We start from the raw sequence: 20,176 nt of genomic DNA, 5'->3' as shown, positions 1-20,176 counted from the left end.
TCATGTCGCCCGCACGACCTCGCCCGCGACGCCGTCCCAGTCCCACAGGCCCAGAACCCGTTCGGGATTGGTCGGCGGCGGCATGATCACGCCGTCGAGCCGCCGGAATCCGAACCGCCCGTAATAGGGGGCGTCGCCCACCAGCAAGATCCGTTTCACACCCGCCACGGCGGCGCGGTCGAGGCTCGCCCCCATGATCCAGGCGCCCAGCCCCTCGCCCTGCCGCGTGGGGTGAACGGCGATCGGACCCAGCAGCATCGCATCGTGCGTGCCCACCCGGACGGGCCAGTACCGGACCGCGGCGGCCACTTCTCCGCCCGAGGCGCGCGCCACCAGACAGAGATTACGCGCCGGCGGCACGCCCTCGCGCAGCCGATAGGACGACAGCGCCCGCCGCCCCGGCGCAAAGCAGGTATCCAGAAGGGCCTCCACCTCCGGACCGTCGGCATCGGTTTCTCGCGCAAGTTCCATGAGCGGCCTTGTGGCGTTTCGCGCGCCGCGGGGCTAGTCCTGCGGCGAATATGCACGGAGCCCTACATGTTCTACCGCCCCGAAGACGGCCACGGCCTTCCGCACAATCCGTTCAACGCCATTGTATCGCCTCGGCCCATCGGATGGATTTCGACCCGCGGTGCCAAGGGTGACAACCTCGCACCCTATTCGTTCTTCAACGCCGTCGCCTATGTTCCGCCGCAGGTGATGTTCGCCTCGACCTCCGCCAAGGAGGACCGCGAGGGCACCAAGGACAGCGTCGCGCAGGCGCGGGAATCGGGCGTCTTTTGCGTCAACATCGTGGAATACGCGGCGCGCGACACGATGAATGCCTCTTCGGGCGCGCATCCGGCCGGGACGGACGAATTCCTGCTCTCCGGCGCCGCCAAGGCCGAATGCGACACGATCGATTGTCCGCGCGTGGCCGACGCGCCCGCATCGCTGGAATGCCGCGTCACGCAGATCGTCGCGCTTGCGGGCGAGGCCAATTTCGCAGTGTTCGGGGAGGTGACGGGCGTGCACATGCGTGACGATTGCCTGCGGGACGGGCGCTTCGACGTCATGACCTTCGGCCCGATGGCGCGGCTGGGCTACCGCGATTACAGCCGCGTTGAGAGCCTGTTTTCCCTGAGCCGGCCCGGTGAGTGAACCCGTCGTCGGGCTCTGCCGCTTTTCCTTCGCGGGACGCGGCGACTGGGTCGCCTGGCGCGACCTCGACGAGGCGCAGGCGACGGAGAAGCGTCTGGAACTGGCCGAGACGCTCTATGCTCCCGCGCGCATGGCGCTTCGGTTTCGCACGCTGGAGACGCTGCTTCTGCCGTCGCTGGCCGCGCAGACGGATCCAAACTGGCATCTGGTCCTGCTGACCTCGGACCTGATGCCCGCCGCCTGTCGGGAGCGGTTGGAGAGCCATGCCTCCGATCGGGTGCACGTGGTGGTCTCCGACGCCCCGCGCGTCGACTTGGCGCTGCTGCCGGCGCTGGAACGGTTGGGCTTTGGAGCGGTGCCGCAATTCCGCATCGACGACGATGACGCGTTGGCGACCTCCTACGTGGAACGGCTGCGTCGGATGGCGGCGGGAATGGCGGGGGCGGGGGTTCCGGCCTGGAGCTTCTCGGTCGCCCACAGCCTCGTCGTCGCGCTCTACGCCGGGCAGTCGCCGCGCGCCTACAGGTCGCGCAGGCCATTCATGGGCGCCGGCGCCGCGGCCCGGCTGCCCGAGCGGGCGCGTGCGCACAAGACCGTCTACGGCTTCGGCCACTTCGCGCTCAGCCAACGCTGGACATCGGTGACCGACAACGGCGCGCCGGGTCAGCTGATCACCCGCTTCGACGGCCATGACAGTCTCCGCCTCGAGGAGGGCAGCCGCCCGATGGCGTGGCACGAGCCGATGGAATGGTCCGAATTCAAAGGCGCGCTCGGCCGCCATTTCGGTTTTGCAGATCCGGTCAGGCTCAGGGACCTCGCGGCGGCCTGAGGGTCGTGGAGGCGGTCCCAGGCGCGAGGGACCGGTTGCAAATCTCGCACGCGGCGGTTTCGGTCGCATGGTTCGCGCCGGGTAGGCGACATCCGACAGATCGGCCGTGTCCGCCGCGGCATACGCCGTTCCAACCTGCTTCGAAAGGACGCTGCCGAACAGGAGCGGACGCGACGACCGCACCCGCATAGCCGCAGGACCGTTGCGCTTCGCCCGCGCCGCGGGCAGGGTCGGTGCGGACCATAGGGAGGGACGGCGTGAGCGATCCGGTCATCGGCATAATCGGCGGCTCCGGGCTTTATGCGGTCGCGGGGCTGGAGGGGGCCGGCTGGCGCGACGTGGACACGCCCTTCGGCGCACCGTCGGATGCGCTGTTCGAAGGACGAATGAACGGGATGCGCATGGTGTTCCTGCCCCGTCACGGGCGCGGGCACCGTCATACTCCCAGTTCCATTCCCTACCGCGCCAATATCGCCGCCATGAAGGCGGCGGGGGTGACGCATCTCGTCTCCGTCTCTGCCTGCGGCTCGTTCCGCGACGCGATGGCGCCGGGCGATTTCGTGATCGTGGACCAGTTCATCGACCGCACCTTCGCCCGCGACAAATCATTCTTCGGCCCGGGTCTCGTGGCGCATGTTTCGGTCGCGCACCCCGTTTGTCCGGCATTGTCGGCGGCCTGCGCGGCGGCGGCACGGGCGGGCGGGGCGCGGGTGCATGAAGGCGGCACCTATCTTGCGATGGAAGGGCCGCAATTCTCCACCTTGGCGGAATCCCGGCTCTACCGCGACTGGGGGTGCGACGTGATCGGCATGACCAACATGCCGGAGGCCAAGCTCGCCCGAGAGGCGGAGCTGCATTATGCCTCCGTCGCCATGATCACCGACTACGATTCCTGGCATCCCGACCACGGCTCCGTGCAGATCGACGAGATCCTCAAGACGTTGCACGGCAATGCCGAACTCGCCACGGCGATGGTCGCGGCCTTGCCGTCGCACGTCTCTGGCGGCGGCTGCGCCGAGGGCTGCGACAGGGCGCTGGAACATGCGGTGCTGACCGCCCCTGACGCGCGCGATCCCGGCATGGTCGAACGGTTGCGCGGAATTGCGGGCCGAGTGCTGTGAGATTTGGGCTCTTGCTTCTGCTCGCCGCTCCGGCGGCGGCGCAGGAATTCGTCTTCACCCACGGCACTTTGTCGGACGAGAATTTCTACCGCGCCGTCGCCTGTGCCGCTCCGCCCGGCGGGGCCTGCCACAAGCCGTTCCTGCGCTGGCCGCAGGCGCGGGAGGAGGCTGTGTCCATCGCGCTGAGTTCGCTGCCGGATGACCTCTCCGCCGATCGGCGCATGCTCTACGAAACGGGCCTCGAGGCTGCCATTGCGCAGGTCAACGCGCTTGGGGCGCGGATCACGCTGCGGCGTGCCACGGACGCGCCGGCGGATATCGAGATCCACGTCGTCGATGCGGTCCCGGGGGAGGTTGTGACCGGCACCGGTGTGCCCGATCTGGACGGGGCCGTGCTGGAACTCGGCCGGGTGGCGCTGCGGGCGCGGGATGGCGAGATCGGGCATGCCGTGATCGCGGTCTCGGCCTCCGCGCCCAGCCGTGAGATCGCCTCAATCCTGCTTGAGGAAATCGTGCAGGGATTGGGCCTCATGACCGACATCGCAGGCCCCGCCTATCGCCGCTCGCTCTTTTCGGAGACCGGCAACTCGGTCACGCGGCTGACGGGACAGGATGCGATGGCGCTGCGCCGACATTATGCGCGCGGTGCGGAAGACAAGGAAAACTGACATGCATACCAAGACCGTGCGGGACTACATCCGCACCATTCCCGACTTCCCGCATGAGGGGATCCTCTTTCGGGACGTCACGACGCTGTTCGCCGATGCGCGGGGCATGCGGCTTTGCGTCGATCAGCTTCTGGCACCGTTCGCAGGCACGCGGATCGACGCGATTGCGGGGCTCGAGGCGCGGGGCTTCATTCTAGGTGGGGCGATGGCGCATCAACTGGGCACCGGCTTCGTGCCAGTGCGCAAGGCGGGCAAGCTGCCGGGCGAAACCTTCGCGCAGGATTATGCGCTGGAATACGGGACCGCGACGCTGGAAGTGCATCGCGATGCCCTGCCCGCCGGGGCGAAGGTGCTCCTCGTCGACGACCTTCTTGCCACGGGCGGCACGGCAAAGGCCGGTATCGCGCTTCTGGAGCGGCTGGGCGCGGAGGTCGTCGGCTGCGCGTTCGTCATCGACCTGCCCGATCTGGGCGGACGTGCGGCGCTGGACGCGATGGGGATGCCGGTCCACGCATTGTGTGCGTTCGAAGGCGCGTGATCCTCTTCGCGTTCCCGACTGCGCGGTAACCATTTGTTAACCATTTGGCGGCAATCCTGAGGTGTGGTCAATAACGGCCATGTTTTCCCCCCGGCGCCCTGCCGGTTCCCTAAGGCAGGGCGCACCTTTTCCGATGTCTCGCGCCTTGACCGTGTGCCATCGCCTGCGCCTCAGTTCGCCCGCAGGACCGCACCGGGGTTCAGGATCCCCGCCGGATCCAGCGCCCGCTTGATCGCGCGCATCGCCGCGAGCTTTCCCGGATCCAGGTAAGTTTCCAGATCGCCGACCTTGAGCCGGCCCACCCCGTGTTCGGCGCTGACCGATCCGTGATGGGCGTGCACAAGGTCATGCACGGCCGTCTTGATCGCTTTGCGGTCCTCGTCGTGATCGGCACGTGACCGGCCCGGCATCGGAAACACGTTGTAATGCAGGTTGCCGTCGCCGACATGGCCGAAGCAGTTGATCCGGAACTCTCCGATTGCTGCAATGGCCGCCGGGCCTTCGGAGATGAAAGCCGGGATCGAGGCGATCGGCACCGAAATGTCATGTGAGGAGACGGAGCCGATGCGCCGGTTTGCCTCGGGGATCGACTCCCGCAGGGTCCAGAAGTCGCGGCGTTGTCCCTCGGACTGCGCGACGACGCCGTCGGTGACGAGGGCGGCCTCATGGGCGACGGCGAACAGATCCTCGAGCGCCGCCTGCGGATCGCCCGATACACCCAGCCCGAGGTCGATCAGGACCGACCAATCGGGTGTCCCCAGAGGGAGCCGGACCTCCGGCATCGTCTCGGCCAGAAAATCGAGACCCATGCGTCCGATCAATTCGAAGGCGGAGACGCCCTCGCCGATGCGGTCGCGCGCGAGGTTCAGCAGATCGAGCGCCGCCGCCGGATCGCGCACCGCCATCATCGCGGCACCGGTATGGACCGGGCGGGGCAGCAGCTTGAGCGTCGCGGCCGTGATGATGCCCAGCGTCCCCTCCGCCCCGATCAGGAGATGCCGCAGGTCGTAGCCGGTGTTGTTCTTGCGCAGCGGCGACAGGCCGCGCAGGATTGACCCGTCCGGCAGCACCGCCTCGATCCCGAGGCACAGGTCGCGCGCATTGCCGTAGCGCAGGACGTTCACGCCGCCCGCATTGGTCGAGAGGACGCCGCCGATCCGGGCCGATCCCTGCGCCGCGATGGTCAGGGGGAAAAGCCTGTCCGCCGCCTCGGCCGCCTCCTGCACGGATTGCAGGATCACGCCCGCCTCGACGGTAATCGCGTTTTCGGTCGCGTCTACCTTGCGGATCCTGTTCATCCGCTCCAGCGACAGGACGATCGGCGCGTCCAGATCCGCCGCGATCTGCCCTCCGACAAGGCCTGTTCCTCCGCCATAGGGGACAACGGGAACGCACGCGTCGGCGGCGGCACGGACAATCGTGGCGACCTCCTCGGTGGTGCCGGGGGCCAGCAGCAGACCGTCGCGCCCCGCCCAGCGGCCGCGCGGCTCCTCGAGGTAGCGGGGCTCCATCTCCCGAAACGCAGCGGCGGGCAGATCCCGGCGAAGCCGCTCGGCGAAGTCGCCGGTGGCGGAGGTCAAATCCTTCATTCCATCTCCGTAAGAAGGCGCGGTTGCAGCACGACGACCGTCGGCCGGGAGGGCAGGGTGTTCAGCGACACCTCGACGAAGCTCGCGTCGCGGCGGTCGATTTCGAAATCGCCCGCCATCCCGTCGAGAAACCGCTCCAGCGAGGCCGTGCCGAACCAGTGCATCGGGATCACGACCGACGAACGCAGGCGTTGCAGCACCGCGATCATCGTCGGCAGGTCCAGCGTCAGGCCCCCGTCCACCGGCGCCATCACGACGTCGAGCCGTCCGAGCGCGGCGTATTGTGCGGCGTCCGGCTCGTGGTGAAGATGGCCCAGATGGCCAATGCACAGGCCCGCCACTTCGAAGACGAAGATGGCGTTGCCGTTCCGCTCCACCCCGCCGCCGACCGAGAACCGGATGTCGGTCGAGACGGAGCGCACCAGCATCTCGCCCAGATCGAGGTGATGATCGACCGGCTCGCCCACCCGCTCGGACCAGCCGGGCAGGACGTGCCCGATGTCGGGCGCGGGCGTCGGCGTCCAGTGCGAGATATGGGCGCGGTTCATCGTCACCACATCAGGCGCTTGGACGGAGCCGAGGAAGCCCGTGTAGTCGGTCACCGCGCGAAGGCCGCCCTCGGTCTCCAGCAGGAACATGGCGTGATCGACGTAATTCAACCGCACCGTATGCGCCTCCAGCGGCTCGGCGAAGGACGCATGATGCAGGTATTCAAGCCCCGGCGCCTCGGCGATGGCGATACAGTGGCTGGGCCGCCTGTCCTGCGCCGAAGCGAGCGCGGGCAGCAGGATCAGGCATAGAAGCAGGCGGATCATCGGGCTCTCCCATCCGGGCGGGGGCGGATCGCGTGTGACCCGATTCAAGCAAGGATGACGTCCGGGGGCAACCGCGCGCTGTGCCGCAGGGGCAATTTCGTCACCGGCAGGGGCGCGAAGGCGGTGTCAGGCGCGCCCGCGGCGATCCGAGCGAAGCATCGCGTAAAGGACATGGTTGCGCCAGCGCCCCGCGATCTGAAGATAGCTCTGCGCGACGCCCTCGTATTTGAACCCCGACCGCTCCAGTAGGCCGCGCGACGCCACGTTCTCCTCGAGGCATGCGGCCTCCAGCCGGCTCAGATCGAGGCGCGCGAAGGCGTGGTGCGCCACCGCGACGATCGCCTCGCGCATGTAGCCCTGCCGGGCGTGGGGCTGTCCGATCCAGTAGCCCAGCGTTCCGGTCTGGGCCGGCCCCCGGCGGATGTTGTCGAGCGTCAGCGCACCCAGCAGCACGCCGTCCGATTTGCGCGTCAGGAACAGCGCGAGCGCCGCGCCCTGGCCGAAGCTGCGCGAGGCCCATTGCACGCGGTTGGTAAAGCTGCGGCGGCTGAGATGATCTCGCGCCCATTCCGGCTCCCACGGTTGCAGGAACCGGGCCGAGCCTTCGCGCAAAGCGGTCCAGTCACGGTAATCGGAGTGTTGCGGCAGGCGCAGCACCATCCGCTCCGTCTCGATCCGCGGCTTGCGAAGGGGGGCAAGGATCACGCAGCGAGCCTCGCCCGAAGGGCCGCGGCCTCGGGCGCGCGATCCACCGGACCATAGAGAGCCAGCGCCGGGGCGGTTCCCGCAAGCGCCTGCGCATGCGCACGCACGCCCGCCACATCCACCGCGTCGATCTTGGCGATGGCTTCCGACAGGGGCGGAACCCGATCCCAGATGGCCACGACGCGGGCAAGACGCTCGGCCCGGCTCGACGGGCTCTCCAGCCCCATCAGCATCCCCGACTTCATCTGCGCACGGGCGCGGGCGATCTCGGCCTCGCTCATGTCGTCGGCGGCCCGCTTGAGCTCGTCGATGGTCAGGTGCGCGAGGTCGGCCACATCCGCCCCACCGGTCCCGGCATAGATCGTCAGCATCCCGGCATCCGAACAGGCGCCGATGCTGGCGAAGATCGAATAGCACAGACCGCGCCGTTCCCGCGCTTCCTGGAACAGGCGCGACGACATGCCGCCCCCCATGGCGCCCGCAAAAACCTGCGCCGTATAGATCGCATCGTCGCGGTAGCCGGGCTGATCGAACCCGATGGCGAAATGGGCCTGTTCCAGCGCCTTCTCCACGCGGAACTCACCGCCCTTGAACCGGCTCGGATCGGGCAGGGCCTGCGGGCGGCGGGTGAGGTGGCCAAAGGCATCCTCGGCCAGTCGGCAGAGGGCGTCGTGATCGACGGCCCCCGCGGCGGCGAGGATGATCTGGTCCGGCCCGTAATGCTGCTGCGTGAAGCGTTGCAGGTCGGCGCGGTTGAACGCCTCGACCCGCTCGGCCGGGCCGAGGATCGTGCGGCCCATGGGCTGCTCGGGATAAGCCGCCTCCTGCAGCCAGTCGAAGATGATGTCGTCGGGCGTGTCGAGGGCCTGTCCGATCTCCTGGAGGATCACACCACGCTCGATCTCGATCTCGCGGGGGTCGAAGACGGGGTTGAGCACGATGTCGGCAATCATATCCACCGCCAGCGGCACGTCGGCCGCCAAGACGCGTGCGTAGTAGGCCGTCACCTCGCGCGAGGTGTAGGCGTTGATGTAGCCGCCGACATCCTCGATCTCCTCGGCGATTTGCAGGGCGCTGCGCCGGGTGGTGCCCTTGAAGGCCATGTGTTCGAGGAAATGCGCGATGCCGTTCTGCTCCGGCGCCTCGTGGCGTCCGCCCGCGCCGACCCAGACGCCCACGGCGGCGGATTGCAGGCTTGGCATGTGTTCGGTGACGACGCGGACGCCGTTGGACAGGCGGTGGAGCTGTGTGCTCATGCGGCGCGGTTTCCTTCGATCAGGGTCTCGATGGCGTGGAGATCATTCTCGACGCGGGCGATACGCTCGGGCCGGTCGAACAGATCGGCCATGCGTGGGGGCAGCGGGGGACGGATACCGGTGGCGGCCTCGACCGCGTCGGGGAACTTGGCCGGATGCGCGGTGGCGAGCGTGACCATCGGCGTCGCCCCCTGATGGTCCTGCGCGACGTGATAGCCGACGGCGGTATGGGGGCACAGAAGCTCTCCCGTCCGCTCCCGCGCGGCACGAATCGCGGCGGATGTTTCCGCTTCCGAGGCGCGGCCGGAGGTGTAGATTTCGCGCAGGGCCTGCAAGGCGCCTTGACTGACGCTGAAGCCGCCGCTGCGCTGCTCCTCCATGAGTTGCGCAATCGCGCCGCCGTCGCCGCCATAGGCGAGGTGCAGCGCGCGCTCAAAGTTCGACGAGACCTGAATATCCATCGACGGTGAAATCGTCGGATGCACCTCGCCCGTCCGGTACTCGCCCGTCGTCAGGCAGCGATGCAGGATGTCGTTGCGGTTGGTCGCGACCACCAGCCGCTTGATCGGCAAGCCCATGCGCCGGGCGATATGGCCCGCGAAGACGTCGCCGAAATTGCCCGACGGCACGGTAAAGGAGACGGGACGGTGCGGCGCGCCAAGCGCCGTGGCCGCGGTGAAGTAATAGACGACCTGCGCCAGAACGCGGGCGAAGTTGATCGAGTTGACCGCCGTCAGGTTTACACCGTCACGGAAGGCGAAGTCGTTGAACATGTCCTTCACGCGCGCCTGGCAGTCGTCGAAATCACCGGTGAGGGCCACGGCGTGGACGTTCGCCTCGTCGGGCGTGGTCATCTGGCGGCGCTGGACGTCCGAGACGCGCCCATGCGGATAGAGGATGAACACATCGGCCGCATCCAGTCCTCGGAACGCCTCGATTGCGGCCGACCCGGTATCGCCGCTCGTCGCGCCCACGATGGTGGCGCGCGTGCCGCGCCGGGTCAGCGTATGCTCGAACATCTGGCCGATGAGCTGCATCGCGAAGTCCTTGAAGGCCAGCGTCGGCCCGTGGAACAGCTCCAGCAGGAAGTGGTTCGGCGCGAGCTGCTTCAGCGGCGCGCGGGCGGGGTGACCGAATCCCGCATAGGCCCGGGCGATCATCGCGGCGAAGTCATCCTCCGCAAACGCATCCGCCACGAAGGGTCGCATGACCCGCAGCGCGACCTCCTCGTAGCGAAGCCCCGCCATCGCGGCGATATCGCCCTGAGACAGCACCGGAACCGCCTCGGGCACGTAAAGGCCGCCGTCACGGGCGAGCCCGGTCAGCATCGTGTCCTCGAAGCCGAGAACGGGCGCCTGCCCGCGGGTGGAGATGTAGTTCATGGAGGATGATGCCTTCAGATGGTGCGGCGCCTGATACGCCAGCCAAGATAGGCTGTCATCCCCGCCCATACGAGAGCCAGGGCGAACCACTGGATTGCATAGCCCAGATGGCTGTTGGCGATCCCTTCGGTGCCGACGGGGACGGGGCGGGGGGCAATGGCGGGTGCGACGTCGCGCGCGACGACCAGAAGCGGCTCGGTGTCGAGGGCCGCGGCCATGGAGGGCACGTCCCGCGCATACCACAGGTCGCCCTCCGGCTGCGGCGTGCCCGGCGTGACGTCGTCGGGCCAGGACAGGTTCCCGGTAATGGCCAGCGGACCCTCGGGCGCAGCCGCCAGCGGGTTCTCCGCCTCGAGCGGGACGATCCCGAGATCGACAAGCAGGCGGCGTCCCTCCGCCGTCTCGGCCGGGACCACGATGCGGAACCCGCTGCCGCCCCCGCGCCACGCGCCCAGCACGCGCAACGGTGCGCCCGCAATCTCCGCGTCGAGCCGCACGGGGCGGAAATTGTCGCGCGCGGGATCGGGAGAGGCCGGCAGGGGCGTGGGCGCGTCGTCGATCCGCGCCTCGATCTCTGCGATGACGGCTTCCTTCCACTCGAGCCGCTGGAGCTGCCAGATGCCGAGCGCCATGAGCACGGCGAACCCGCCGATACCGAAGACGAGAGGTAGGATTAGGCGCATCGGGGACCTTCTCAACGGCGGACGGCGCGGGATACCCCCACGCCGTCCTGAATGATCTTGTGCGGTCGTCCCGCCATGGTCGGCGAGTGGGCGCTCAGCCGCCCCAGACGTAGATCGCCGCGAAGAGGAACAGCCAGACGACGTCCACGAAGTGCCAATACCACGCCGCCGCCTCGAAGCCGATATGCTTGCTCTGCGTGAAATGCCCCTGCTGAAGCCGCAGCAGGCAGACCGCGAGGAAGATCGTTCCGATCACGACGTGCACGCCGTGGAAGCCCGTCGCCATGAAGAAGTTCGCGCCGTAGATGTTGCCCGCGAAGCCGAAGGCGGCATGCGAGTATTCGTAGACCTGGAACACGGTGAACAGGACGCCAAGTCCGATCGCCAGCGTCAGGCCCCACTTCATGTCGTCGCGGTTGTTCTCGTGGACGAGGGCGTGGTGCGCCCACGTCGCCGCCGCGCCGGAGCACAGAAGAATCAGCGTGTTGATGAGCGGAAGGTGCCACGGGTCGAACGTCTCGATCCCGGCAGGCGGCCAGATGCCGTCGACATACGGGCTCTCGGGGCCCATCGGGTAGATCGCATGCTTGAAGAACGACCAGAACCAGGCCGCGAAGAACATCACCTCCGACATGATGAAGAAGATGAAGCCGTAGCGCAGACCGATTCGGACGACGGGCGTGTGGTCGCCTGCGTTCGATTCCTTGATGACGTCGCTCCACCAGCCGGCCATCACGCCGAGCACGGCCACGAAGCCCGCCAGGAACAGCCAGGGATGGTTGTTCTCGACATTGGGCGACATCCAGATCACCGCGCCGATCAGCATGAAGAAGCCCGCGACCGCGCCGACAAAGGGCCAGACCGAAGGCGGCAGAATGTGATAGTCGTGGTTCTTGGCGTGGGCCATCGTCGTGCCTCTTAATTGGTCTGTGCCGGGCTTCCGGAATCGGTCACGGCGGCGTTGGCGTCAAGTCCCGCATCGAGTGCTGCATATTCCTCGGGCAGGTCGGCTGCGTAGAAGGTATAAGACAGGGTGATCTCGGGGAAGGCCCCGGCATCGGGGTCGTCCAGAATCGCCGGATCCACGTAGAAGGTCACGGGCATCGAAACCGTCTCGCCCGCCTCGAGAACCTGCTGTTCGAAACAGAAGCAATCGATCTTCACGAAATGCGGACCGGCGGCATAGGGCGCGACGTTGAAGGCGGCGGTGCCCGCACTCGCCGTGTCGGTCGGATTCGTCGCCTCGTAGAAGGCGAGATTTGTCTCGCCCAAACGCACCCGCATCGTCCGCTCCACCGGGGCGAAGTCCCACGGCATGTCCCGCTCCTTCGACGCATCGAACCGGACCAGCACCGTCTCCTCGGACATCCGCTCCGATCCGGTCTCCGCTTGGCTCGTGGTGCCGCCATAGCCGGTGACGCGGCAGAACAGGTCGTAGAGCGGCACCGCCGCCCAGCCCAGAGACCCCATCCCGACCACGGTGGCCACCGTCGCCGCGACCACGCGGCCGTTCGGCGAGAGATTCGACCAATAGCTCATTCTCCATCCTCCACGCCCATGGCCGAGGGGCGCAGGACATGATCGAACGCCTCCGACAGGCCGCCGCTTCGTATCTTCACCACCGTCACACCGAAGATGAGCAGGATGAAGACGACGAGCACCGCGAGAAGGCCGAAATTGCGACCCTTGCGACGGTTATGAATTTCGTGATCGCGGTGCATCACCAGCCCCCGTACGAGCCCAGCGCAGCCTCGGCCACGAAGACCGAGAAATGCGCGAAAAGGTAGACGAGCGACCACTTGAACATCGCCCGCTCGGCCGCGTGTCGGTCGGCCTCGGAGGCGGCATCGTCGCGCCGCCACACGGCGAAGGCATGATATAGGAAGACGCCGTTGAGCACGAGCGCCACCGCGAGCGTCAGCGGCCCGCCGAGGCTCGACACCGCGGTGGCGAGCGATACGGCCGCAAGACCCAGCGCATAGAGGAAGGCCTGTCGCCGCGTGGCGTCGCGGCCATGCGTGACGGTCAGCATCGGAATGCGGGCCTCGTGATAATCCATCTTCACGAACAGCGCGAGCGCCCAGAAATGCGGCGGCGTCCACATGAAGATGAGGCCAACCAGAAGCCACGCCTCGAGCGGCGTGCCGCCGGTCGCGGCCGCCCAGCCGATCATCGGAGGGAAGGCCCCGGCGAGTCCGCCGATCACCGTATTCCACGACGTCGTCCGCTTGAGCCACATCGAGTAGATGACCGCGTAGAAGAAGATCGTGAAGGCCAGCCACCCTGCCGCGACCCAATTCGCCGTCAGGCCCAGCATCACCACCGACAGGGCCGACAGGAACAGACCCAGCGCCAGCGCATCCGACGGCGCGACCCGGCCGGCCGGGATCGGACGGTTCCGGGTGCGGCGCATCACCCGATCGATATCGGCGTCGAACCACATGTTGAGCGCGCCGGACGCACCGGCCCCCAGCGCGATCCACAGGATGGAGGTCGCCCCGAGGAACGGATGCAGATCACCCGGCGCGACGATCAGGCCCACCAGCGCGGTGAACACCGACAGCGACATCAGTCGCGGCTTCAGAAGCTGCCAGTAATCGCCAAGCCCCGCCTCGTCGGCGGGACCGATCTCGGCCCGGTCGAGCGCGTGGAGCGAGGCGTCCGTCATGCCTGCCTCACCAGGTCAGCGGCGGGTTGTCGGACTTCATCGCCGCCAGCCAGCGCGCATATTCCGCCTCCGAGACCACCTTCACCGTGATCGGCATGAATGCGTGCGAGATTCCGCAAAGCTCGGAGCACTGGCCGAAATAGACGCCTTCTTCCTCGGCGCGGAACCAAAGCTGCGCGAGGCGGCCGGGAATGCCGTCCTGCTTCACCCCGAAGGACGGGATGGTCCAGGAGTGGATCACGTCGGTCGCCGTCACCTGCATCACGATCGTCTGGTTCACCGGAACCACGACGGAGGTGTCGGTGGCAAGGCGGAAATGCTCCTCGGCGTAGCCCGCCAGTCTCAGGTCCTCGAGGGAATCGGCGGTAAGCTGGTTTCCGGTATCGGCGCCGATCATGTAGCTGTCGAAGGCGATATCCTCATCGACATAGTCGTAGTTCCAGGCCCACTGAAAGCCCGAGACCTTCACGACGACATCGGCTTCGGCATTCGGGATGCGCTGCTGGTCGAACAGGACCGGCAGCGAGAAGGCCCCGATCGAGACGAGGATCAGGATCGGCACGATGGTCCAGGTCACCTCGAGCGGCGAATTGTGCGTGAAGGCGGCCGGGTTCGGGTTGGCCCTGTGGTTGTAGCGCAGGATCACCCAGGCAAGCAGGCCGGTGACGAAGATGGTGATGATCGCGATCATCACCAGCAGCAACCCGTCGAGCCAGTTCACCTCGAAGGCCAGCGACGTCGACGCGGGCTGGAATCCCACGCCGCCCGGCTGCGGCTGGCCGATGACCTCAAGGTCCCGAAAGAACGGGCCGGGTGCCGGTTCCGTCTCGGGCACGACGACGGCATCCTGCGCCAGAGCCGGCAGAGCGGCGAGCATTGCGGCGGCTTTGAGGGCGAAAGCCTTCGGCGAGAGCAACTTCATGCGGTTCATCCTGTCTCGTGTCCGGGGCGACGACGTGCAGTCCCCGTTCGTCCTGCGCGCCTAAGATCATATCGGAACGCGACTCGGCAAGGGGTCGAGGGTGATCTGTCGCACCTTGCCCGCACCCTATGACCGCGCCCGAATGCCGCCTCAGGGTGCCACCGATGGCCCGCGCCCGTCCACGATTTTTTCGCCTCGACGCCTGCGGAACGGGCCCGGCGCGACGTCGCCCCGATGCGCCCGTCTCCGTCACATGGGGTGGGGATGCGCCGGACTCGTCCCTTTGCAGTCCTTGTTTTCGTGCCGCCACGGGGCGCGGGGCCCATGGGATCCGCCGCCCCGACGTCCTATCTGTCGTGCAACCCGCAGGAGACCCAGATGACCGACGCGCCCGAAGCCCCCTTCCGCCCCCTCGATACGATGCTCGACCGCGATGCCGCGCTTGCGACGTTGCGCGCCGCGACCGAGGGCGCCGATGACGGGGAACTGTTTCTGGAGCGCCGCAGATCCGAGGCGCTGGTTTTCGACGACGGGCGCCTTCGCACGGCAAGCTACGATGCCTCGGAAGGGTTCGGTCTGCGTGCGGTCCGGGGCGAGACGGCCGGCTACGCCCATTCCACCGAGATCTCCGACGCCGCCCTGCGCCGCGCCGCCGAAACGGCCCGCCTTGCCGTGGGCGACGGGGGTGGGACACTGGCCGAGGCGCCGGCGCGCACGAACCGCAGGCTCTATGGCGACGACGATCCGATCGCGGGACAGGCCTTTCCGGTCAAGCTCGACATGCTGGCCGAGATCGACGCCTTCGCGCGCGCCCTCGACCCGCGCGTGGTTCAGGTCACCGCCTCCCTCGCCGCGTCGATCCAGGAGGTCGAGATCCTGCGCCCCGAAGGCCTGTCGGTGTCGGATACCCGCCCGATGGTGCGGCTCAACGTCTCCGTGATCGTCGACGAGAACGGCCGCCGCGAAAGCGGATCCGCCGGCGGCGGCGGCCGGGTCGGGCTTGAGGGGCTGATGGGCCGCGACCATTGGAAAAGCGTGGTGCGCGAGGCGCTGCGCATCGCCGTCGTCAACCTTTCGGCCGAACCGGCGCCGGCGGGTATGATGGACGTGGCGCTGGGCCCCGGATGGCCCGGCATCCTGCTCCACGAGGCGGTAGGCCACGGGCTCGAGGGCGATTTCAATCGCAAGCAGCAATCCGCGTTCGCCGGCCTGATGGGCCAGCGGGTCGCCGCCCCCGGCGTCACCGTTCTCGACGACGGCACGATCCCGGACCGGCGCGGCTCGATCACCGTCGACGACGAGGGCACGCCTTCGCGCCGGAACGTGCTGATCGAGGACGGCATTCTCGTCGGCTATATGCAGGACCGTCAGAGCGCGCGCCTGATGGGGGTGGAGCCGACGGGCAACGGACGGCGCGAGAGCTATGCCCATGCGCCGATGCCCCGGATGACGAACACCTACATGCTGGGCGGCGATGCATCGCCCGGGGATATCGTGGCCGATATGAAGGACGGCATCTGGGCCGTCGGGTTCGGCGGCGGTCAGGTGGACATCACCAACGGCAAGTTCGTGTTTTCCTGCACCGAGGCCTACCGCGTGAAGGACGGCCGCATCGGCGCCCCGGTCAAGGGCGCCACGCTGATCGGCGACGGGGCGACCGCGCTGACCAATATCCGCGGCATTGCCAACGACATGACGCTCGATCCCGGTATGGGCAATTGCGGCAAGGCGGGCCAGTGGGTGCCGGTGGGCGTGGGGCAGCCGACGCTCCTGATCGGCGGCCTGACGGTCGGTGGCTCGGCCACGTGACGCGGCGGCTGCGTCCGTCGCGCCGTTAACCGAATCCTAATCCTCAGCCGCGAATTCTCGCGGCCATGATACACGCCATGCCCGAGCCCTGTTTCGACCTCCTCGCGGTGCCCGAGGGGGCGGTCGGGTTCGCGGAAGGGCCGCTGCCATTCTTCGACGCCTCTCCGTCGGAGGAGGAGACCTTCGCCCGGCTGCGCCTGATCCGGTCCCGGCGCGTCGGCTCGGCCACCTGGCGGCGGATGCTGGCGCAGCACGGAAGCGCCGTCGCCGCGCTCGAGGCCCTGCCGGATGTCGCGGCGCGCGCGGGGGATGCGGGCTACCGCCCCGCCGAACCTGCCCAGATCCGCCGGGAACTGGCCGCCGGACACAAGCGCGGGGCGCGGCTCCTGACTCTGGGGGCTCCCGGCTACCCCGAACGCCTCCGCCACGTCTCCGATCCGCCTTGTGTCCTGTGGGCCGAAGGTCGGGTCGAGCTGCTGAACGCGCATGCCGCCGTCGCGCTTGTGGGCACGCGCAATGCGTCGTCGCTGGCGCTGCGGATGGCCCGCGCGCTCGGCCGCGATCTGTCGGAGGGGGGCGTGACAGTGGTTTCGGGGCTGGCCCGCGGTGTCGATACGGCCGCGCACGAGGCGGCGCTGGCGGGGCAGGGGGGCACGGTGGCGGTGCATGCCGGCGGGCTCGACCGGGTCTATCCACGCGAGAATGCTGATCTTGCCGCGCGCATTGCCGCCGAAGGCTGCGCCCTGTCGGAGCGCCCCTACGGGCTGGAGCCGCAGGCCCGCGACTTCCCCCGGCGCAACCGGATCGTCGCCGGCTTGGCGCAGGGGGTCGTGGTCGTCGAGGCGGCGGCACGGTCCGGATCGATGATCACCGCGCGCGACGCCGCCGATGCGGGGCGGGAGGTGATGGCCGTGCCGGGCCACCCGTTCGACGGGCGAACCGGCGGGTGCAATCTGCTGCTGCGCGACGGCGCGACGTTGGTGCGCGGGGTCGAGGACGTGATGGAGGCGATCGCGACGGCGGAAATGCCCGAACCGGCCCATCCTGCCCGTCCGCCAGCGGCGCGGCAGGCGGTCGTCGCGCCAGAGCCCGACCACGTGCGGCGCTGCATCCTCGACCACCTGTCGCATGCCCCGGTGGAGGAGGACGACCTGATCCGCGACGTGCTGGGTACCGGCGGCATTCCGAAGGATCTCCTCGCCGCGCAACTTTCGGAGATGGAGCTGACGGGCCTCGTCCTGCGCGCCCCGGGGGGTGGCCTGATGCGGGTCTGACGGGGCACCTGCCGGGTGCGACGGCCCCCGATTCCCCAACGTAAACGGGTCAGGGCGCACCGGAACCGCCTGCTTCGACACCCGGCGGCCCCGCTCCGATCCCGGCATTGACAATACCCGGACAGCGCCCACATGGTCCGCGGCCCAAGGGACCGGCCCCGCCGCACCCCGCCCGCCGTGCTGTCTTCCAATCCGTCCGAGGTGATCGCCCATGCCCGTCGTCGTCGTCGAATCCCCGGCCAAGGCCAAGACCATCAACGGCTATCTCGGCAGCGACTACAAGGTGCTGGCCAGCTACGGACATGTTCGCGACCTCGTGGGCAAGGACGGCTCCGTCGATCCCGAAGGCTGGGACATGACGTGGGAAGTGCCGGCGGACTCGAAGAAGCGGATCAAGGAAATCGCCGACGCGCTGGCCGCCGATCCCAACCTGATCCTCGCCACCGACCCCGACCGCGAGGGCGAGGCGATCTCCTGGCACCTGCAGGAGGCGCTCACGTCGCGTCGCGGCATCAGGAAGGACATGCCGATCAGCCGCGTGGCCTTCAACGCCATCACCAAGAAGGCCGTTCAGGAAGCCATCGCCAACCCGCGCGAGATCGACCGCCCGCTGGTCCACGCCTATCTGGCGCGCCGTGCGCTCGACTACCTCGTGGGTTTCAACCTCAGCCCGGTCCTGTGGCGCAAGCTGCCCGGCTCGAAATCGGCGGGCCGGGTGCAGTCGGTGTCGCTGCGTCTCGTGGTCGAGCGCGAGATGGAGATCGAGGCGTTCGATGCGCGCGAATACTGGTCGGTCCGCACCATGCTGGAGACGCCGCGCGGCCAGACCTTCGAGGCGCGGCTCGTGGCGCTCGCAGGAAAGAAGCTCGACCGCTTCGACCTCGCCGACGCGACGCAGGCCGAGCTTGCCGTGCAGGCCGTCGAGACCCGCGACCTCAACGTCGTTTCCGTCGAGGCCAAGCCCGGCACCCGCAATCCCGCGCCGCCCTTCATGACCTCCACGCTTCAGCAGGAGGCCAGCCGCAAGTTCGGCATGGGCGCGAAGGCCGCCATGTCCACGGCGCAGCGTCTCTACGAGGCCGGGCTCATCACCTACATGCGGACCGACGGGATCGACATGGCGCCCGAGGCCGTCCACGCCGCCCGCGACGCGATCAAGGCCCGCTACGGCGGCAATTACGTCCCTGCCAGCCCGCGCATGTACAAGAACAAGGCCAAGAACGCGCAGGAAGCGCATGAATGCATCCGCCCGACCGACATGACCAAGTCGGCCGACGACATCCGCGTGAGCGAGCCCGATCAGAAGAAGCTCTACGACCTGATCTGGAAGCGCACGCTGGCCAGCCAGATGGAGGCGGCCCGGCTGGAGCGGACCACGGTGACGATCCGCGACCGCGACGCGCAGGTGGAGCTGCGCGCGACGGGGCAGGTCATCGTCTTCGACGGATTCATGAAGGTCTATACGGAGGGGCGCGACGACGATCCCGGCGCCTCCGACGACGACAAGCGCCTGCCGCAGATCATGGAGGGCGAGGCCGCGAAAAAGGTCGCCGGCGCCTACAGGGACGAGACCTCCGAAAACGTGCTCCTGCGGGGCGACAGCGCCGCCGTCCTCGGCCAGCAGCATTTCACGCAGCCCCCGCCGCGTTACACCGAGGCCACGCTCGTCAAGGCGATGGAGGAGTTGGGGATTGGCCGCCCCTCGACCTACGCGTCGATCCTGTCGACCATCGTGGACCGCGGATATGTGCGCAAGGAGGGCAACCGGCTGTTCCCCGAGGATCAGGGACGGCTCGTGACGGCCTTCTTGGTCAACTACTTCCCGCGCTACGTCAGCTACGACTTCACCGCGGGGCTGGAGGAGGAGCTCGACGAGGTTTCCGCCGGCGACCGCGACTACAAGGACGTGCTCGACCGGTTCTGGCGCGACTTCTCCGCCGCCATCGGCGAAACGAGCGAGCTTCGCATCACCGAGGTTCTGGAAAAGATCAACGAGGTCCTCGAGCCGCATCTCTTCCCCGATCGTGGCGACGGCACCGATCCGCGCCTGTGCCCCAATTGCGAGGCGGGCCGTCTTTCGATGCGGACCGCCCGATCCGGCGGCGCGTTCATCGGGTGCTCGAACTATCCTGAATGCCGCTATACCCGCCCCTTCGGCCCCCCGGGCATGGAGGGCGAGCAGGCCGTCGGCGCCGACCGCATGCTGGGCGTCGAGCCCGAGAGCGGCGAAGAGGTCTGGCTCAAGACCGGGCGCTTCGGGCCCTATGTCCAGCTTGGCGAGGTGAGCGAGGAGAACAAGAAGCCCAAGCGTTCGAGCCTGCCCAAGGCCTGGGCGCCGGAGACGGTCGATCTCGACCGCGCGCTGCAGCTTCTGTCCCTGCCGCGTCTGGTGGGCACGCATCCCGAGGATGGCGCGCCGATCGAGACCAATCTCGGCCGCTACGGCCCCTATGTCCGCTGGAACAAGGTCTATGCCAACCTCCCGGAGGAGGAGGAGATCTTCACCATCGGCATGAACCGCGCGGTGGAGTTGCTGGCCGAAAAGCTGGCCAAACGCGGCGGGCGGGGTCGCACCGTCGAACCTTTGCGCGAACTGGGCGAACATCCCGAAAGCGGCGGGGCGGTCAACGTCATGGAAGGCCGCTACGGGCCTTACGTGAAGTGGGAAAAGGTCAACGCGACGCTGCCCAAGGAGGTCTCGCCCGAGGAGATCACTTTAGCGCAGGCGATCGAGCTGATCGACGCGAAGGCCGCGAAGGCGCCCAAGCGCAAGACAC

Annotated in this window: 20 protein-coding genes; 8 read left to right on the top strand and 12 right to left on the bottom strand. The window is 68.1% G+C overall.

The genetic code is table 11. The annotated features are described in order from the left end of the window. Entirely contained in the window at positions 1-471 is a 471-nt protein-coding gene (locus JSE7799_RS09385) for a GNAT family N-acetyltransferase (RefSeq protein WP_055663388.1), read from the bottom strand. 66 nt (positions 472-537) lie between these two features. Here JSE7799_RS09385 and JSE7799_RS09380 point away from each other — a divergent pair, with 66 nt between their 5' ends. From JSE7799_RS09380 to JSE7799_RS09360, 5 genes are all read left to right on the top strand, one after another. Then, positions 538-1,140, top strand: a complete 603-nt coding sequence (locus JSE7799_RS09380) for a flavin reductase family protein (protein WP_055663387.1) — start codon at positions 538-540, stop codon at positions 1,138-1,140. Continuing rightward, entirely contained in the window at positions 1,133-1,969 is an 837-nt protein-coding gene (locus JSE7799_RS09375) for a glycosyltransferase (protein ID WP_055663386.1), read from the top strand. Before JSE7799_RS09380 ends, JSE7799_RS09375 begins: the two co-directional genes overlap by 8 nt. A 257-nt stretch (positions 1,970-2,226) precedes the next feature. Continuing rightward, positions 2,227-3,090, top strand: coding sequence for an S-methyl-5'-thioadenosine phosphorylase (locus tag JSE7799_RS09370; RefSeq protein WP_055663385.1), 864 nt, complete (start codon positions 2,227-2,229; stop codon positions 3,088-3,090). A gap of 11 nt (positions 3,091-3,101) precedes the next feature. Continuing rightward, entirely contained in the window at positions 3,102-3,758 is a 657-nt protein-coding gene (locus JSE7799_RS09365; protein WP_055663384.1) for a DUF2927 domain-containing protein, read from the top strand. A 1-nt stretch (position 3,759) separates the two neighbouring features. After that, positions 3,760-4,296: an adenine phosphoribosyltransferase gene (locus JSE7799_RS09360; protein WP_055663383.1), complete on the top strand. Its 537-nt coding sequence runs from the start codon at positions 3,760-3,762 to the stop codon at positions 4,294-4,296. A gap of 170 nt (positions 4,297-4,466) precedes the next feature. On the opposite strand, the gene JSE7799_RS09355 is transcribed toward JSE7799_RS09360, so the two are convergent. From JSE7799_RS09355 to coxB, 11 genes are all read right to left on the bottom strand, one after another. Then, complete coding sequence (locus tag JSE7799_RS09355; RefSeq protein WP_055663382.1) at positions 4,467-5,885, bottom strand: FAD-binding oxidoreductase; 1,419 nt, start codon at positions 5,883-5,885, stop codon at positions 4,467-4,469. After that, on the bottom strand, positions 5,882-6,700 hold the full coding sequence (locus JSE7799_RS09350) for an MBL fold metallo-hydrolase (RefSeq protein WP_055663381.1): 819 nt from the start codon (positions 6,698-6,700) through the stop codon (positions 5,882-5,884). Before JSE7799_RS09350 ends, JSE7799_RS09355 begins: the two co-directional genes overlap by 4 nt. A 126-nt stretch (positions 6,701-6,826) precedes the next feature. After that, positions 6,827-7,402 carry a GNAT family N-acetyltransferase gene (locus JSE7799_RS09345; protein ID WP_055663403.1) on the bottom strand — a complete coding sequence of 192 codons (576 nt, stop codon included), beginning with the start codon at positions 7,400-7,402 and terminating at the stop codon, positions 6,827-6,829. Beyond that, positions 7,402-8,661, bottom strand: a complete 1,260-nt coding sequence (locus JSE7799_RS09340) for a M16 family metallopeptidase (RefSeq protein ID WP_055663380.1) — start codon at positions 8,659-8,661, stop codon at positions 7,402-7,404. The genes JSE7799_RS09345 and JSE7799_RS09340 overlap by 1 nt, the downstream gene beginning before the upstream one ends. Next, entirely contained in the window at positions 8,658-10,043 is a 1,386-nt protein-coding gene (gene thrC, locus JSE7799_RS09335) for a threonine synthase (protein ID WP_055663379.1), read from the bottom strand. The genes JSE7799_RS09340 and thrC overlap by 4 nt, the downstream gene beginning before the upstream one ends. A 14-nt stretch (positions 10,044-10,057) precedes the next feature. Next, on the bottom strand, positions 10,058-10,726 hold the full coding sequence (locus JSE7799_RS09330) for an SURF1 family protein (protein WP_055663378.1): 669 nt from the start codon (positions 10,724-10,726) through the stop codon (positions 10,058-10,060). Positions 10,727-10,820: 94 nt separating this feature from the next. Continuing rightward, positions 10,821-11,633, bottom strand: coding sequence for a cytochrome c oxidase subunit 3 (locus JSE7799_RS09325; RefSeq protein ID WP_055663377.1), 813 nt, complete (start codon positions 11,631-11,633; stop codon positions 10,821-10,823). An 11-nt stretch (positions 11,634-11,644) separates the two neighbouring features. Next, on the bottom strand, positions 11,645-12,265 hold the full coding sequence (locus JSE7799_RS09320; RefSeq protein ID WP_055663376.1) for a cytochrome c oxidase assembly protein: 621 nt from the start codon (positions 12,263-12,265) through the stop codon (positions 11,645-11,647). Beyond that, entirely contained in the window at positions 12,262-12,447 is a 186-nt protein-coding gene (locus JSE7799_RS09315; RefSeq protein WP_245624847.1) for a cytochrome c oxidase system small membrane protein, read from the bottom strand. Before JSE7799_RS09315 ends, JSE7799_RS09320 begins: the two co-directional genes overlap by 4 nt. Then, entirely contained in the window at positions 12,447-13,394 is a 948-nt protein-coding gene (cyoE, locus tag JSE7799_RS09310) for a heme o synthase (protein ID WP_055663375.1), read from the bottom strand. Before cyoE ends, JSE7799_RS09315 begins: the two co-directional genes overlap by 1 nt. A gap of 7 nt (positions 13,395-13,401) precedes the next feature. After that, positions 13,402-14,316, bottom strand: coding sequence for a cytochrome c oxidase subunit II (gene coxB, locus JSE7799_RS09305; RefSeq protein WP_144431634.1), 915 nt, complete (start codon positions 14,314-14,316; stop codon positions 13,402-13,404). Between the two features lie 378 nt (positions 14,317-14,694). Here coxB and tldD point away from each other — a divergent pair, with 378 nt between their 5' ends. From tldD to topA, 3 genes are all read left to right on the top strand, one after another. Continuing rightward, entirely contained in the window at positions 14,695-16,125 is a 1,431-nt protein-coding gene (tldD, locus tag JSE7799_RS09300; RefSeq protein WP_055663373.1) for a metalloprotease TldD, read from the top strand. Positions 16,126-16,202: 77 nt separating this feature from the next. Further along, positions 16,203-17,399, top strand: a complete 1,197-nt coding sequence (gene dprA, locus JSE7799_RS09295) for a DNA-processing protein DprA (protein ID WP_083480428.1) — start codon at positions 16,203-16,205, stop codon at positions 17,397-17,399. A 211-nt stretch (positions 17,400-17,610) separates the two neighbouring features. Continuing rightward, positions 17,611-20,176: type I DNA topoisomerase (topA, locus tag JSE7799_RS09290; RefSeq protein ID WP_055663372.1), on the top strand; the 2,566-nt coding region annotated here is incomplete at its 3' end.

The sequence above is a fragment of the Jannaschia seosinensis genome, from assembly GCF_001408515.1.
GTDB lineage: Bacteria > Pseudomonadota > Alphaproteobacteria > Rhodobacterales > Rhodobacteraceae > Jannaschia > Jannaschia seosinensis.
The sequence above is the reverse complement of the archived record's forward strand: the minus strand, read 5'-3'. Positions and strand labels throughout refer to the sequence as shown.